This is a genomic window from Empedobacter sp. GD03739 (assembly GCF_029843245.1).
GTDB lineage: Bacteria > Bacteroidota > Bacteroidia > Flavobacteriales > Weeksellaceae > Empedobacter > Empedobacter falsenii_B.
In genome coordinates, this window is record NZ_JAOCHX010000022.1 from 25,556 (window position 1) to 42,704 (window position 17,149).

General features: G+C 30.5%; 12 protein-coding genes. 4 read left to right on the forward strand and 8 right to left on the reverse strand.

Annotated features, from left to right (window positions below; genetic code table 11):
- The first annotated feature begins 181 nt into the window (after window positions 1-181).
- Window positions 182-2,536 (forward strand): hypothetical protein, encoded by a 2,355-nt coding sequence (locus tag N5E64_RS08780; protein ID WP_280037121.1) that lies wholly within the window; start codon window positions 182-184, stop codon window positions 2,534-2,536.
- 129 nt (window positions 2,537-2,665) lie between these two features.
- Window positions 2,666-5,029: a TonB-dependent receptor domain-containing protein gene (locus tag N5E64_RS08785; RefSeq protein ID WP_280037122.1), complete on the forward strand. Its 2,364-nt coding sequence runs from the start codon at window positions 2,666-2,668 to the stop codon at window positions 5,027-5,029.
- A gap of 43 nt (window positions 5,030-5,072) precedes the next feature.
- On the opposite strand, the gene N5E64_RS08790 is transcribed toward N5E64_RS08785, so the two are convergent.
- The 8 genes from N5E64_RS08790 to N5E64_RS08825 all read right to left on the reverse strand — a co-directional run bounded on the left by N5E64_RS08790 (window position 5,073) and on the right by N5E64_RS08825 (window position 15,797).
- Complete coding sequence (locus N5E64_RS08790) at window positions 5,073-8,456, reverse strand: hypothetical protein (protein ID WP_280037123.1); 3,384 nt, start codon at window positions 8,454-8,456, stop codon at window positions 5,073-5,075.
- 93 nt (window positions 8,457-8,549) lie between these two features.
- Complete coding sequence (locus N5E64_RS08795) at window positions 8,550-10,181, reverse strand: hypothetical protein (RefSeq protein ID WP_280037125.1); 1,632 nt, start codon at window positions 10,179-10,181, stop codon at window positions 8,550-8,552.
- On the reverse strand, window positions 10,165-10,800 hold the full coding sequence (locus tag N5E64_RS08800; RefSeq protein WP_125349995.1) for a lipid-A-disaccharide synthase N-terminal domain-containing protein: 636 nt from the start codon (window positions 10,798-10,800) through the stop codon (window positions 10,165-10,167). The genes N5E64_RS08795 and N5E64_RS08800 overlap by 17 nt, the downstream gene beginning before the upstream one ends.
- On the reverse strand, window positions 10,800-11,513 hold the full coding sequence (locus tag N5E64_RS08805) for a glycosyltransferase family 2 protein (RefSeq protein WP_280037127.1): 714 nt from the start codon (window positions 11,511-11,513) through the stop codon (window positions 10,800-10,802). The genes N5E64_RS08800 and N5E64_RS08805 overlap by 1 nt, the downstream gene beginning before the upstream one ends.
- A gap of 76 nt (window positions 11,514-11,589) precedes the next feature.
- Window positions 11,590-12,684 carry a glycosyltransferase family 9 protein gene (locus tag N5E64_RS08810; RefSeq protein WP_280037129.1) on the reverse strand — a complete coding sequence of 365 codons (1,095 nt, stop codon included), beginning with the start codon at window positions 12,682-12,684 and terminating at the stop codon, window positions 11,590-11,592.
- A gap of 123 nt (window positions 12,685-12,807) precedes the next feature.
- A complete protein-coding gene (locus N5E64_RS08815; protein WP_038330800.1) occupies window positions 12,808-13,512 on the reverse strand; it encodes an SDR family oxidoreductase in 705 nt (234 codons plus the stop codon).
- A gap of 13 nt (window positions 13,513-13,525) precedes the next feature.
- Window positions 13,526-14,302, reverse strand: coding sequence for a hypothetical protein (locus N5E64_RS08820; RefSeq protein ID WP_280037130.1), 777 nt, complete (start codon window positions 14,300-14,302; stop codon window positions 13,526-13,528).
- A 67-nt stretch (window positions 14,303-14,369) separates the two neighbouring features.
- Entirely contained in the window at window positions 14,370-15,797 is a 1,428-nt protein-coding gene (locus N5E64_RS08825; RefSeq protein WP_280037151.1) for an amino acid permease, read from the reverse strand.
- Between the two features lie 191 nt (window positions 15,798-15,988).
- Between N5E64_RS08825 and N5E64_RS08830 the strand changes: the two genes are divergently transcribed.
- Together N5E64_RS08830 and N5E64_RS08835 are read left to right on the forward strand one after the other, a co-directional pair.
- Window positions 15,989-16,657, forward strand: coding sequence for a hypothetical protein (locus tag N5E64_RS08830; protein WP_221855474.1), 669 nt, complete (start codon window positions 15,989-15,991; stop codon window positions 16,655-16,657).
- A complete protein-coding gene (locus N5E64_RS08835; RefSeq protein ID WP_221855472.1) occupies window positions 16,654-17,142 on the forward strand; it encodes a hypothetical protein in 489 nt (162 codons plus the stop codon). The genes N5E64_RS08830 and N5E64_RS08835 overlap by 4 nt, the downstream gene beginning before the upstream one ends.
- Window positions 17,143-17,149 lie beyond the last annotated feature (7 nt).

The window sequence follows — 17,149 nt, forward strand, 5'->3', positions numbered from 1 at the left end:
TTTTTTTTTGTTTAAAGTCTTTTAATTAAATTCATTAACAAAAATTAACATTATTCGAGAAGAAAAATCGTCATTCAATCAAAAGTTATGATAAACTTTAATAAAATATTTGAATGAAAATCATCTAAATAATGATAATTTTAAGAATTCAAATTCATTCTATTAGATTAATCATTCTCGCATGAAATATATTTATTTACTCGCATTATACTTTTGCTCGATTACAACTTTTGCGCAATCAAAATTGGAAACGGCTATAAAAAGTCTGGATACAAATTACGCTCAAGAAAAAGTTTATTTATTATTTGATAAGGAAGATTACATTGCTGGAGATAATATTTGGTTCAAAGCTTATACATTAAATGGCTACAAACCAAGCTTAATTTCTACAAATCTTATTGTTGAATTATACAATAAAGACAAAAAATTAATCGACCGAAAACTGGTTCCGATTGTGAACGGTGAAAGTGACGGAACGCTAAATACCAAAAACGAAAACGAGGAAGGAATTTACTTTGTAAGAGCCTACACAACGTACATGACTTTCTTCTCAGAAGAATTTCAACATATCAATCAAGTCAAGATTTATAATCCAAATTCTAAGTTAAAACTTGTTCCAAATCCAAATTTAAAATGGAATGCAAAAGCTTTTGCGGAAGGTGGAAATTTTATTCAAAATCAGACAACTAAATTTGCTGTAAGATTAAAATCGGACGGAGATTTACCAAAAAAATGGAATGGTTTTGTATTCGAGAAAAATAATCCTACCAATAAAATTACAACATTTGATAATCTAGATGAAAACGTTGCGACTTTTGCGTTGAGAGCAGAAGAAGGCAAATCTTATCAAGTACAATTAAATGACGAAAAAGGAAATCAACAAATTATTGATTTACCTGAAGCTAAAAAAGATGGGATTCTGATGAAAGTTGTTCGAAATAGCAAAGACATTGTGATCCAATTAAAAAGCATCAATCAAGAAAATCCTTTATTGAATCATAAAATTATTGGAACAATTAATAATGAACTTGTAATGAGTTCTCAAATTGTAAAAAGTGTGGAATCGGTTTCAACTTATGTTCCAAAAGAGGTTTTAGACAATGACAAAGGTATTTTGAACATTGCCATTTTTGATGCAAATGATATTCAGGTTGCTCATCGTTTGATATTTATCAATCCAAAAGAATCGTACAAAAAACCTGAAATTTCTTTCGAAACAACGGCTAATCCACGAGAATTAAACACAATTAAGGTAAAATATCCTGAAGAAATTAATTTTTCGGCTGTTATCAAAGATCAAAAAAATAATGATGAAGACAATTTAATTTCTGCAATGTTATTGACGCGAGATTTTAGTTCGAAAATTAATCATCCTACACAATATTTTAAAAATAATGAATTCTCAGAAAATCTGGATGCGCTTTTAATAACAGAAAAATGGAAAAGATTTAATTGGGAAGATTTAGTGGTTGGAAATATCGTAAAACCTACTATTGACAACGATCGTAGATATCTTTCCTACAAAGTGAAAGCATATAATAACGGGAGAGAATTGAGCAATGCTTCGTTGAGTATTATTTATAAAATGCAGAATAATGGAAAAGAATTTGCAACGCTTGATACTGATTATGAAGGAAACTTCGAGATGAATAATTTGTTTTATTATGGGCCAATGGCGATGAATTATTTCTTGAATTCGGAAAATGGAAAATCTGCCAACAACGGAACTTTAACTTTATCTGTTGTGCCAAATTATAAAAGTACAAGTTATAAATCCAAATTGCCTGCAACGCCTTATTTATTAGAAGAAATTACGAATAAAGAAGAAGTCGAGAAGCAGAATACGTATAAACAGAACATCAAAATCATCAATGATAAAAGTATTCGTCTGAAAGAAGTTGTTGTAAAAGCGGATAAAAAATCGAAAACTGAGAAGCTGAACAATGAATTAAGTAGCGGAATGTTCAATAACATAAACGAAACTGTGATAGATTTCGTAAACGAATCTCAGCCAATAGAAGGTTATACAAATATTATGGACTTTTTAGCTGGACGAGTTGCAGGATTAACGGTTTCTAACGGAGTTCCAAAAATTAGAAATTCTGAAGTTGCAATTTATTGGAACGAAATGAAAATGACTTCAGATAATTTAACTAGTATTAATCCTAGAGATATTGCGATGGTAAAAATTTTCAAAGGCGCTGGTTTACTTGGTAATGCAATTGCAATTTACTCTAAACGAGGAAGTGATGCGCCAGTTGATAACACGCCTATGTTACCTAATAATTTAATTCAAATTGGTGGTTATAATCAATCCCTTCCATATTTTAACAATGATGATTACGAATCGCTTTACAACGATGTTCCGAATGACATAAGAAGTACTTTATTTTGGAATCCTAATTTGTATACAGCTCCAGGAGAAGACACAGAAATAGAATATTTCAACAACGATAAACCAAAAGATTATCAATTAACTATAATTGGTTTCGATGAAAAAGGAAATCCTGTTTATTATGAAGGAAAAATAAATTAAATCAAAAACCTCAAGAGATTCTCGAGGTTTTTGGTTTTAATCAAATTCGTCGATAATATAGTAGGGTTTGTCGATTTTAAAGTTCAAAAAGAATCGATTTGGAGAATATTTGTTTAAAATTAATTCAACATGAAAACATTTATTCAACTTATCATTTTATTTAGCGCTAGTTTTCTATTTGCTCAAAACTATACACTAACAGGCGAAGTTATGGAGCAAAATAAAGCGCTTCCTTATGTTGACATTACCTTATCTAATCAAGACACAATTATCAATTTAACAACAGATGAACTTGGAAAATTCGCTATTGAAGCAAAGAAAAATACGTACAAATTTGAAATCAACTATTTTGAAGAAATTGTTTTTCAGAAAGATATTCAATTGAATAATTCTATCGATTTAGGAAAGATTGAAATTAAAACATCTACAAACTTGAAAGAAGTTGTCGTTGGAGCTGAAAAGAAAATCATGGAACGAAAAATCGATCGTTTTGTTTTCAATGTAGAAAATTCTACTTCAGCTGCTGGCGGAACTGCAATGGATGTTTTACGCGTCACTCCTGGTTTGAATGTAACAAATGACAATATTGCGGTTTCTGGAAAAAATTCTGTAATGGTTTTGATTGATGACAAACCAACTTATATGTCGCAAACGGATTTGGTTAATTATTTGGAAAGTATGAGCGCTTCTGATATTTCAAAAATTGAAGTCATTACGACTCCACCTGCAAAATATGAGGCAGAAGGAAATAGTGGAATTGTAAATATTGTAACAAAAAAAATAAAAAATAATAGCTGGAATTCCACTATTGGAGCATCATATACGCGAAGTAAAAGAAACACAGAGCGCTACAATGCGGCTTATAATTTACAAAAAGATAAATGGACAATTCAGACTTCATTGAATGCTGGAGATAGAAGATTTCTAAGAACATGGAACAACGAATTATTTTTCTCTGATGCGCGCAGACATAACATTTCTTACACAGATTATATCAACAAATATCTTGGAGGACGATTCTCTGTTGATTATAAATTAACCGATAAATGGACAATTGGCTCTAAATTTTCGTTCAACAATTCGAAATATAATTCAGAAAATCCACAACAAATGTTTTTCAAGAATTTAGCGAACGAAATTTATCAAACAAATAAAGGAAATTCATTCGAAAATGGTAAAACAAATCAATCTTTGGTCAATCTTTATTCAGAATTTGCACTTGATTCATTAGGTAAAAAGATTTCGTTTGATGCCGATTACGCCAATTATTCATCTCCAATGAATAGAACTTATGCAACCAATTCTTACAAAAATAATCAGTTAATAGAAGATTCTTTTTTTGGTGGAAAAAGTAATTTAAACAATCGAATTGAGAATTTTTCGTCAAAAATTGATGTAGAACTTCCTTTAACAAATTTCAATTGGAGTTTTGGTGCTAAATTTTCGCAATCAAAATCAAATAATTTGGTTGAAGCATATAAAGCAGACGAAAATTACAACTATACATTTGATGAAAATTTGTCGAATCTTTTCAAATACAAAGAAAATAACGAAGCAATTTATTTGAACGGAAGTAAAAAGTTTGGAGAAAAATGGCAGATGCAAGCTGGTTTGAGATTAGAAGCAACACAAACAGAAGGTTTTTCGAGAGAAAATAATCAAACGAATAAAACAGATTATATCAAACTGTTTCCGTCATTTTATTTGTTGCATACTTTTGATAAAAGTAAAAGTTTAGGAATTAATTATTCGCGTCGTATCAATCGTCCAAATTACGAAAGTTTAAATCCTTTTCGAATGATACAAAACGAATATGTTTACAACGAAGGAAATCCTTTTTTGAAACCAGCTTTTACACACAATTTAGAACTTACTTTTACTTACAAAAAATTTGATACTCGACTTTATTATTCAAGTTTGAGAGATGGTGTCAATCAAGCTTCAATCATTGATGAGAACACAAAACATAATACTTTTGTTTGGATGAATTTTGTAGATTCGGATAGCTTTGGTTTGAGCCAAAATATGACGATAAATCCTACAAAATGGTGGTCAAGCGTTACTACTTTTGAAGTTTCTTATTCGAGCGCAAATGTTGCAATTTCTTCTAAGCGATTCAAAGGTTGGTCGAGTTCATTATTTTCGACAAATGATTTTACGCTTAATCAACAAAAAACGATGTTTATTAACTTGATTTATTTTCAAAATTTTGGAGAAACTTTCCAAAATTATAAACTAAAACCTTATGCTCGTTTCAATCTTTCGTTCAAATATTTGATGTTAGATAAAAAATTAGAATTGAGTTTGAATGCAACAGATATTTTCAAAGCGCAAGAATATTTATCACAAAATAACAATGGAATCGTACAAACTTTTGCGAATGTATGGGATACTCAAAGCATAAGAATTGGATTGAATTATAAATTCGGAAGTAATAAATTATCAGTAAAAAATCGCGAAACTGGAAATCAAGATGAAGTAAATAGAATGTAAAAATAATAATAAAAGACGATTTTATAAAATCGTCTTTTATTATTTAAAACCTCGCTTGCACTTGCACACTTCCCGTATGTATTGGCTTATTTTCTTCGGTTTTTCGTCCATCATACGAAATATTCAATTGCAAAAAACTTGTGATTTGCCGTTGGATTTGCAACTGCCAAACAAAATTATTTCCAGCGCGCAAACCTTCCATCATTTGATTTCCAACAACAGATTCTTGGTTTCCGATAAATTTATTGTTGATAAAACTAAAACTTCCCAACAAACTCATTTTATCCGAACCGTTCCATTGAATTTCTGTTCCCAAATCCGACTGATTTAATTGCTCTTCACCCGAAACATTCTTCTTATTTTGATAATTATAAAACAACGACGCAACAAGATTTTTTTCTGTTTGATACGTAATTTTTGGTGATAAACGAAGATTATTTAACTTATATCGTCTACTCAAAAATAATTCAGAATCGCTGTTAATCACCATATATTCAGTATCGAAACTTGCGATTAGATCTTGCAAAATCTTATAACGCGCTTGCAACAAATAACTGTCTGAATCACGGTATTCAGAACCTGTGTAAACATACGTTTGGGATTGTTGTTGATTGTAAATAAAATTCGACGACCATTTATATTGTGTTCCTTGATTGAAGAAAATCGATGAACGAATACTTCTTGTTTTGCCTAAAATTTGAGCCGAATTCGTAAAAGGATTCCATTCCAAAGTCGTTCGTTCTTTGCGTAACGAATTACTTGCCGAGATATTTTGTTGAAACATCCAACGATTCCAAAATTCATTTTCGGTATTAAAAACTTGTTTTGGGCGAAAACGAAACGTAAAATTGAATTGATTTTTATTCGTTTTCAAATACTCGATTGTATTCGTATACACGCGAATATAATTTGCCTGATCAATAAATTCTGCCACTTCAAACTCATCTATTTGCTCAATTCCATCGTCATTATAATCCGTCCATTTGTAAATTCCCATTCCATCCGAAACTTTTACATACTGAAATTCACGCTGCGGTTCCACACCGCTTCCCACTTCATAATCTACATTTAATTGTAAACCTTGATTGAAAAAAGCTTTGTACCATTTTACGCTTCCTGTCATAAAATCTTCGTTCGGCGCATCTAAAAATTGATAATTAACTCGTCGATAATGGAAATTTAAATTTAATTGATGATTTTGTTTTTGTATTAATGTTGAATTAAAAATAGCTCCTTTACTTTGTTGAATATTTTGCCAAGTCCCTAAACGAACCGAATCGTCTTGACGTTGATAAACCGTCAAATCGATTTTATGACCAAGCGAATCTGCAAAACCTCCTTTCAACTGAAATTCATTCCATTTAAAACTTAAATCTGATTTTTGATTTTTTGTCAAATCATCCATGTCATTATTCTCGCCCCAAACTCTCGCTCCAACCCAAAATTTATTTCCAATTTTTCGTTTTCCATCTACCATATAACGCGCAAAATTGGTATTTTGAAGCGTTGCTTTTGTTGATAAAATATTTGCTTGCGCAACGATTTCGTCTTTTTCAGTTTTATAATTTGCATCAAGTTGATTTCTCAAACCTTTGTACAAACCAGTATTTTCAAGATAATCGAATTTATATTGTGCATTAAATTTTTCTTTCCAAGATGAATTGATTTTTGCTGTGATAAAATTCTGATTTACGCCACTTAATTCTTGTTCCAAATTAAAATCTCGTGCAAATTCAACAGCTCGTAAACGCTCTGCACTTTTATAATTTTTATTAATAAAATTCCATTCCGCATAAGGTGTAATTTTCCAATTTTTGAAAGAAAATGTTTTTTCACCATAAACACGAGTTGCTAAACCAGAATTGTTTTGATCATCAATCGATGAAAATAAATTTTGATCATAATTACTCAAACCTAAATTAAAACCAACATTTCCATTATTTCTCAATTGATATTGTCCATTCAACGTATAAATCTGCAACTTTTTAGGCGAAATTAATTGCTTTATTGGTTCATAATCACCTTGTAAAACTCCAGCAATTGCTTCGTTATATTGAAAGACTTTCCCATTTTGATTCGCATTTATTTGTCGATAATTTCCTTGATTAGCGCCAACATACGTGAAAGCCACTTGATACAATTCATCGTTTGGATCCGTCGAATATTCAAAAATATCTAATCCATTTTGATTTACTTTTCGATACAAGATTTTATTCGAATCATACGTCGTTTTCTCTGCAGAAATGGTGTACATTTTATCTGGATCATTCCCTGCATTTGCCAAAATTTGCTTTTCAGCATCTGTCAAATCATTTCCAAGTGAATTATTCTTCGAATCTCCTTGAGAAAAGAAAAAACCTGACAATTTCAATCGTTCCGATTCGTATTCAGCTCCACCATAAAGTAAAACTTGTGAATAATTTCGAGAATTGTACAAATACTCCACATTAATACGCGTATTTGCGGTAATCAATCGGTTTGAAGTGAAAGAAATTTCTCCTGTATTGTAATTAATTACATAATCATTTTGCTCGCCACGCTCCAACAAAACACCATCAATATATACTTTTTCACTTCCCGAAATAATAATCACATACAATTCATTATTCTTTCCAGAAAGCCTGTAAGGACCTTGATTTCCGTCTTGTCCAACAAAATTAACACGCATAAATTCACCTCGTGTAATGCTTCCAGAAGCAAAAATATTGGTCGACGATTTTTCGCTTTTTAACTGAGTTGACAATTGTAAACCTGTTACTTTTTGATTAAATGGATTGAAAAAATCTCGTTCTTGATTGGTATTAATATCAATATGTCCAGCTCTAATTTTCGAATTTTTACTGGCTAATTCGATGTAAACTTTATCAAATTCTTGCAGATTTTGCGTGTATCCATCCGATTCTATTGGCACATTATTATCCGCAATCGCCGCATTTACTGTAATATCATCCGATAATTTTCCTGACAATTCCAAATCCAACGAAGATTGCACAGACGCACTTTGATTATTCCCGAAACGAATTCCACGAACCATCGAACCTTTACTATTCAAACCATCAAAAACATCTTTGTTCGCTTGTTTTGAATTCGGTTCTATTCGATGAAAAATATCAACTGGTTTTGCATCATTAACAATGATATTCGGATTTTTGGCATAAAAAACAGATTCGGCTAATTTTGGATTAACAAAATACTGAATTTTCACCATTTGTTTGGCGATTGAAGAATTGAAATAAACCTCGTTTCGTTCAAAATTTATCGTATAAAATTCTTTTGAAATTGGATTTCCTATTGAATCTAAAATTTGAAATTTTTCTGACAAAATTCCTTTATTTTGCAGCTTTATCGTATCAGAAAGTTGAACAGAATCTTGTCTAAAATTAGGATTTTTCCACCCAAAATGTTGAGCAAAAACAAAACTGTTCACTAACCAAAAACATAGAAAAAATAGAATCCGAAACTGCAAAAGATTTTATTAGAATAACGAAAATTTAAGCTAAAAATTTTACTCGAAATTTAATCACTTTTTTTGAATCAAATAATAGTTTCTTTGGATACGATCGTTATAATTTTTTTGATTTTTTGAAGAATGATTCAAATCAACCACACCAATTTTTTTGATTGAATAATTATTGAAATGATCTGCAAAAAAAGTAGAATCTGACGGACTTGCTAACATTCCAAATTTCTCTTCTTTCGGAAAGATAGTTTTCTTTCCATCGTTAATTGCAGGAATTGAAGTCCCATAATCCAACACTATTTCAGGAACAAAACTTTGCCATTCGTATGTTTTAATTTGATTATGTTGTTCTAATTTTTTTAGATTTTTGGCAGAAGAATATAACTCTTCGGAAAAAGTTAATTTGGAAAGTGGAAATCCAAACGCAACAACTGAGCACATCAATAAAATAGTTAAGTAAAATATCTGTTCGAATGATTTTACCTTTAATCCTTTAAAAATTGAGATTCCTAAAATTAATCCAACAATAGCAAAAGGAATCGACCAAACTAAAAATTCTGACAAACGATCTTTTGTGTAAATAAAAACACCAACTGAAATTGCGATTCCTATTATTCCGTATAAACCAAACGCAAAATTGGTAAAATATCGTTCAGTTATATTTGATAAATTTTTGAATTCTAATCGTAAATATTCGATATAAAAGCCAATATTCATCGCTAAAGGAATTAAAACTGGTAATAAATATCTTGATTTTTTTTCTGGAATTACAGATAATAAAACCACCGATAAAATCGTCCATAACCAAGCAAATTGATAGGCTTTTTTGTTTGCAACTTTATTCTTTAGATAGGGATAAATCAAACTTACCAAAGCCGGAATTGTCCATAAACCAGATTGCGTAAAGAAACTCCAATAATAATAAATTGGGCGAGTATTATAGCTATGCCAATTGTTTACTTCCTTTTGAGAAGCCGCTAAAAAATGTTCTGGATCAAAATATTTCACATACATCATCCATGCAAATCCTACAACGCAACCTAATATTATCGTTAAAATTGTGATTCCTAAATTTCTTCCTAATTTGTATCTATAAACAATAAAATAAGCAATTAAAAACGGTAAAAATAGCGCATACAACGAAACTGGACCTTTGCTCATTATCGAACAAGCTAACAAGAAAAATGCAGCAATAAAGTTGAATAAATTAAATTTTGATGATTGAAATTCTTTCACCAAAAACAATATTGCTCCCATCACAAAACTATGCGTGTACATGTCCCAATTGTTATCTCTCCCTGAGAAAAACACGTAAAATGAAGTGATTAAAACCAATGAAGAATTAACAACTTGTTGTTTTGTTAAATCGAAATGCTTTAATGTTTTATAGAACCAAACGACTAATAAAATGGTAATTAGAACAACTGGAATGCGTAGCCAAAAAAAGTTTTCGAAACCAAAAAAACTTCCAAAAACAGCTGTAATCCAAGTTGGTAAAGGTGGCTTTTCATAACGAGGCAAACCGTTAAGCGTGGTAAAAATCCAATTTCCATCGTGTACCATTTCTCGCGCCGAAATAATGTTTCGAGCCTCCATAATGTTGGTTTGTAAAACGCCAAGATTAACAAACAACATCAAAATTGTTACGATGATTAAAAATAAAACTGAATTTTGCTTAATCCACTGAACCATTTTTCTCTTTTCGTTTGATTAATATATTTCGAGCATAAACGATAAATCCCATAAAATGACCAACAAATAAAACGGGATCTTTTCGAATAATCGCGTAAATTAAAATCAACAATGATCCTGTTAAACTAATGACCCAAAATCCCATTGGTAATTGCGATTCGTGTTTTCGTTCGGAATAAATCCATTGATAGACGAAACGAAATGTAAAAAGTACCTGAGATACGACTCCTAAAGATAAAAGCCACATCGGAATTTTATCGTTTTTGAATAATAAATCTACATCAAAAATTCCGTTATTGAAACCATATAAAACAATAAATGCAGGAAAAATATACAAAAAAATACGTACTATTTTCGGAAATTCTTTCCAATGATTTTGAAGTTGAATATTTCTGATATAGATATAGTACGTCAATGTTTGTCCCAACATAATTGAAAAATCATGACGCAAATAACCATATAAAAATAGCAAAACAGAGGCAAACAAGCTAACTTCCCAAAATAATTTTGGTGTAAGAACTTTCTTGTTCTTTTCGGAAACAATCCATTGTAAAATAAGGCGACTCGAAAAAAGTGCTTGCGCAAGAAATCCAATACTGATGATAACCCAATTTGGCATTATGCTTCTTCTTGAATTTTATAATTGATATATTTTTTCTTCATCCAAACAAATGCAAAACAATCCATTAAAGGACCTAATAAACGGTTCCATAGATTGAATTTTGATTCGCCTGCGATACGTGGAAAATGTTTGACAGGAACTTGAGTAACCGTTCCGTTTTGTAATAAAATCATAGCTGGTAAAAATCGGTGCAATCCTTTGAACATCGGAATTTTTTTCGCTTTTTCAGCATCTATAACTTTTAATGGACAGCCCGTATCATCCATTCCATCATTGGTAAATGCTCTACGAATAGAATTAGCAATTTTAGATGACATATTTTTCACGAAAGAATCTTTGCGATCTGCACGAACACCAGTCACCAAATCAAATTGATCTGCTAACGCTAATAATTTATTGAAATCTTCAGGATCTGTCTGCAAATCGGCATCGATATAACCAACCCATTTAGATTTCACTGTGTCAAAACCAGCTTTTATAGCAGCAGACAAACCATAGTTTTTGTCAAAAGAAATATAATGAAAAGCTTGATTTCTACTACAAATCTCTTTCATAAGAGCCAAACTTTTGTCTTTAGAACCATCATTAATCAATAAAATTTCAGTCTGTTTTATTGACTTTGACAGATATTGATTCATTGTTTCTTCCAATCTTATCAAGTTATCTTCCTCATTATAAATTGGGATAACAATTGTAAACTCTGTTGACATTTTTATATTATTTCAAAGGACAAAGCTATGAAATTATCAAACGAAATTAAAATATTTTTATAGAAGTTAATTTACTCTATATCAAATCAATATAAATTTTATTTAATAATAAAAACAGCTTTTTAAACAATAATTTATCCATTTCTTGAACAAGAATCCCCTTATCTTCATTATTAATCAAGACCACAGCATTTCCTACTCCATAAGGTTTATAACGCTCTAAGAAGCTTTGATCTTTAAACAAACCAATTGTTTTTGTAGGCGCAGCACAACTCAAATGCATCATACCAGAATCAGCTGCAATCACAAATTCGCAACTTTTCATCAACGCTGCAATTTCTCTCACATCTTTACTGTAATAAGTAGGCAATCTATGATTTAACATCGAAATATTTTCGACAGGTAAAATTTCAATTAAATTATATTCTTGCGAATATTTTGGATAAAATAAATTGTAAAATTCTGTCCACCATTCTTCATCATAACATTTTGCACCAGTTGCATACGTAAAAAATGCAAGTGTTTTCTTAGAAGGATCTTGAATCAATTCATTTAACATTTCTATTCCTTTCATAGACTCTTGCTCTGTTAACTGAATATTTAAAGTTGGAATATCTAAATTTCCTTCTTTATTTTTAAATAATTCTAAGAATTTTCTAAACACATAAACTGGATATTGTGCTTGATGAATATGAATTTCTTGATTCGAATTCATTTCAAATTCATTCCCAAAAATTTTATACTTAGAATTCGCAAAAGAAGTTGAAAGTCGTCCTGAAGATGAATTTTTATCAACATTAATGACTAAATCGTAATTCTTTTTTTTGATTTTTAGCCAAACTTTAGCGTATTGAATCAATTCTTTGAAAGGTTTTTTAGGTAATTCAATAATTTGATCAACTTGAGGATAGTTCTCAAAAATAATCGGAGCAACCTTACCTTTTACAAATAAGTCAATTTTAACACCAGGATTATATCGGATAATTTCCTGAATCAAAGGTGTAATCAATAGAATATTTCCTAAACGCTGATTGGGTCTGTTTATCAGTACTCTATTAAGTTCAAGAGGTTTTTCTTTGTCTATCTTTGGCAAATTACCATCACCTATTCCTCCTGTTAATCGACGCATAATTGTACGACGAAAATGATTGACTGATTTTTTAAAATTCATTAAAAAGTGCTCGTTAAAAAAATACCTTTATTGTATTCTTATTTTTCCACGAAACTATGTAAACTATTGGTAATTACGAAATATTTTTTTCATAAAAAAAGATCTCTTATCGAGATCTTTAAATTATTTTGTTTTCGTAGGACGAACTTCTATTTTACTTGGCAAAACATTTGGATTCATTTTCAATAAATCAACTACCATTTGTCCTAAATCTTCGGGCTGAATTTTCCATCCATCCTCCGAATTTGGCACATGATCATTAAAGTTTGAAGTCACAGAACCAGGCATAATCGTTGTACATTTGATATCATAATTTCTCAAATCTAACATCGCTGCTTGGGTAAAACCGACAACGCCAAATTTCGAAGCATTGTAACCCGCTCCATTCGCAAAGAAATTTGTTCCCGCCAAAGAAGCAATCGAAATATAATATCCTTTCGAAACTTTTAGTGCTTCAACAGACGCTTTTATTGTATGAAAAACTCCTGTCAGGTTAGTATCAATCATCGCATTCCAATCTTCTAAAGAAAGTTCATCAACTGGCGCAAATTTTCCTAAACCAGCATTTGCAATCACAATATCCAAACGTCCAAACGCAGAAATAATTTGCTCAATTGCATTTTGTTCATCTTCGAAATGTCTCACATCCGACTGAATAGCCAATACATTTTGATTTCCTAAATAATGACGAGCTTTTTCAACATCATCAATGTTTCGTCCAGAAATTGCCACTTTCAAACCATTTTCTACCAATGATTTTGCAATTCCTAATCCAATTCCTTTTGTTCCCCCCGTTATATAAGCTACTTTACCTTCTATATTTTGCATAATTATTTTAGTTTTATTTTTGGTTCAGCCAATTCCATTTACCATCTTTTCGGTAAATAAATCCGCCTTCTTTTGCGTTATCTTGATGCACATAAATCGCATCATAATCTAAAGTTACGATTTCATTTTTAGAAACTCCATTTAAATTTCGTTTCACTCCATCTTTATAATTCGAATAAAGTGGCGTTCCTTTTGGAATCATCATCAACGTTCCGAAATCATAATTTGTAATTTTGAACGGATCTTTTGCTCCTCCCAAACCATAAATTTGACTTCCCTTTTTCATGTTATTCACAATAAATAAACGGATATTTCCTTTTGTATCAATCATTCTATACAAATAATCAACCACGCCATCTCCAAAAAAATCGCCTTTTATTGCGAAACATTTATAAGCTGTAGCCAAATAAAATTCACTAAAAGCTGGATGTGTAGAAATTTCGGTTTCGAATTGATTGACAAAATTTTGTTGTGTAATTAAATAACCACTAAACGCATACAAATCGCCTTGAACAGAAGAGTCACTAACACCTTCATCCAAAATTAATTTAGACGAGCTAACATCTAATTTCACCCAGTTTCCACTTTTTGCTTTCCCATTATCTTTGATTGCAAACGCTTCACCTTTTTCTGAAATTTTAACGGGATAACCGTACGGAATTTTACCAATTCGTTTTCCATTCGGACTTGTTCTAACTGTCAATCCTTCTTGCGCTATAACTTGATAAATTTCTTGTGAAAACACAATAGAACTCATCATCAAAATGAATCCAACAACTATTTTTTTCATGATGTAAAATTAAAAAGCTTCAAGTAATCTTGAAGCTTTTATATGAACTATTTTAAATTAAAATTTATCAAGAATTCTTAGTCTTTTTATTTTCTTTTACAATTCGATAAGCGATGTAAAGGAAGATCAACCAAACTGGAATTAATTCTACTGAAATTTTAAGTCCTGTAAACCACATAATCACTAAAATTCCAAATAAGAAAATTAGACAAATATAATTACTGATAGGATACAAGAAAGATGGAAATAATGTTTTTGTATTCTCCAAATTCTTTTGTTTTCGGTATTTAAGATGTGTTATCGAAATCATAATCCAGTTAATTACCAACGAAGAAACCACTAAAGACATCAATACATGAAATGCATCTTCTGGAATTATTTTATTAATTAAAATACAAATTGCTGCGAAAAAAGATGAAACTAAAATCGCCATAACAGGGACGTGATTTTTGTTTAATTTTTTTAAGAATTTAGGCGCATTTCCTTGTTCTGCCAAACCATATAACATTCTACTATTACTGTAAACAGAGCTATTGTAAACTGATAAAGCAGCCGTCAAAACAATAATGTTTAGTGCATTGGCAATTAATCTTGAAAAATCAATTGTGTTACCAAAAATATTTAGTTTCAAATGATTCAAATTCTCAAAAACCATTACAAAAGGACTACTTTTATCCGTAATCGTTTCCCAAGGAGCTAACGAAAATAAGATAATTAATGCTCCAACATAGAAGATTAAAATTCTATAAATTACTTGATTGGTTGCTTTTGGAATTGTTTTTTCTGGATTTTTAGCTTCAGCAGCTGTGATGCCAATCAATTCTAAACCTCCAAAAGAGAACATAATAAGAGCCATTGCGGCAAATAATCCGCTAAAACCACCTTCACTATTACCAGATAACCAACCTTTAGGGAAAAAACCTCCATTGTTCCAAAGGTTTTGTATTGTTGCTTGTTCACCTCCAGTTCCGCTTATTAAAAGGTAAGCCCCAAAAATAATCATTGCAATAATTGCAATTACTTTGATGATAGAAAACCAAAATTCAGCTTCACCAAACATTTTTACAGAGCCTAAATTCAATGCATTAATTACAATAAAAAAGAACAAACTTGACGCCCATAATGGGATTTCTGGCCACCAAAATTGTACATAAATTCCGATTGCAGTCAACTCGGACATACTCACTAAAACATAAAGAATCCAATAATTCCAACCAGACGCAAATCCGGCAAAAGATCCCCAATATTTATAAGCAAAATGACTAAAACTTCCAGAAACAGGCTCGTTAACAACCATTTCTCCTAATTGACGCATAATGAAAAACGCAATAATTCCTGCAATTGCATAACCTAAAATAACAGATGGGCCGGCTAAAACAGCGGCAGGTCCAATTCCTAAAAACAAACCAGTTCCAATCGCGCCACCTAAAGCAATCAATTGAATATGTCGGTTTGTAAGACCTCTTTGCAATTCTTTTTCCTCGGTATTTTTTATTTGACTCACGTGTGATGTATTAATTTGTTAAATATATGTAAAAACTATTTTTAAAAAGAACAATTTGAAGAATTGTCTTGTTTGAATTAATATTAAGAAAATGATTTGTAACGCTTTTTTATTCATGTTAAATCATCTAAAACTTGAAAAAATATTCAATTAAAATTTCTAATTTTATAAAAATCAACCTTATGAAAAAACTATTTTTTACTTTTCTATTGACATTATTTACCTCTGTTCAACTTTTTGCAGATGGACCTTTTTTATATTCTTTACCTTTTGGTTCGAGAGTTTATCCTGATGAAACGATCTTAGAAAAAACGAAAGAAAAAGGAATTGATTATTCTACTTTCGAAAAATATATGTTGGATAATAATATAGAATTAGGCAAAAAAGTTGGGCTTCTTTCTGAACTCGAAGTTTATTTTGTGGTGAATGATAATCAAAAATCATATTTTGTTGATTATAAAGAGAAATTTAAAAAGTCAGTTGGAAAGAAATTTGGAACTAAAACTCCAATCAATGAACGATTTTTAATTGCGTTGATGGATGATTACGATATAGAATCTCCTAAAGTAGAAGTATATCAAAAATTTGTTGATGAAAATCCTCAAAGTAAAACGATGCAATTTGTGAATATTTTTGCTTATAATTTTAATCTTATTTGGGATGATGATAAAAAAGATTATTCTTCTATGAATGATTTTATAGAAAAATATCAAGATAATTGTTTGCAAAATTTTGAGAGTTTTAACAACGATACTTCTGCCGATATTTTTTCTGAATTTGAAGAGATTATTGCGTTAGGATACAATTGCGATTATGCTTTGAATGTCTTGCTCCTGCAAATAATCGATTGAATATTCTGAATCAAAAAACAGGATTTACTTTAAATAAAATTGCAAATGCAGAACCAATTCCAAGAATGGTTGTGACGTCAAATGCTTCTCAAATTGGATTGTCGGCTTATGAATGGTTAGGTGAGGAAATGATGTTAATTTCAAGCTTGAAAATTTCGGATGAAGAGAAAACTCTTCTGAATTATTTTGCCGTAAATGAAACATACAATTATATCAATCATGTCAACAATCTATATGTTTTATTTGAAGCGATTCAGAAAATGCCCTCACAATTAGCGAAATCTGCGAATAATAAATCTGTTGAAAAAATTGCTGCAAAAGATAATTGGAAGAAAATAAATCAATTGTATGATGTATTGAAAAAGAATTTTCAAAAAGAGAATGAAATAGCTGTAGATTCTAGCTCAAACCTTGATGATTTGCGTAATTTGATTTATTATTTGTATCTCAATCCAAAAGAATTGTCAAAAGTTTATCAAAACTAATTATAAC

Coding starts and splice junctions, on each gene's coding strand:
- N5E64_RS08800 (WP_125349995.1), bottom strand. CDS start 10,800: ATGCCAAATTGGGTTATCATCAGTATTGGATTTCTTGCGCAAGCACTT.
- N5E64_RS08785 (WP_280037122.1), top strand. CDS start 2,666: ATGAAAACATTTATTCAACTTATCATTTTATTTAGCGCTAGTTTTCTA.
- N5E64_RS08805 (WP_280037127.1), bottom strand. CDS start 11,513: ATGTCAACAGAGTTTACAATTGTTATCCCAATTTATAATGAGGAAGAT.
- N5E64_RS08815 (WP_038330800.1), bottom strand. CDS start 13,512: ATGCAAAATATAGAAGGTAAAGTAGCTTATATAACGGGGGGAACAAAA.
- N5E64_RS08810 (WP_280037129.1), bottom strand. CDS start 12,684: ATGAATTTTAAAAAATCAGTCAATCATTTTCGTCGTACAATTATGCGT.
- N5E64_RS08830 (WP_221855474.1), top strand. CDS start 15,989: ATGAAAAAACTATTTTTTACTTTTCTATTGACATTATTTACCTCTGTT.
- N5E64_RS08780 (WP_280037121.1), top strand. CDS start 182: ATGAAATATATTTATTTACTCGCATTATACTTTTGCTCGATTACAACT.
- N5E64_RS08820 (WP_280037130.1), bottom strand. CDS start 14,302: ATGAAAAAAATAGTTGTTGGATTCATTTTGATGATGAGTTCTATTGTG.
- N5E64_RS08795 (WP_280037125.1), bottom strand. CDS start 10,181: ATGGTTCAGTGGATTAAGCAAAATTCAGTTTTATTTTTAATCATCGTA.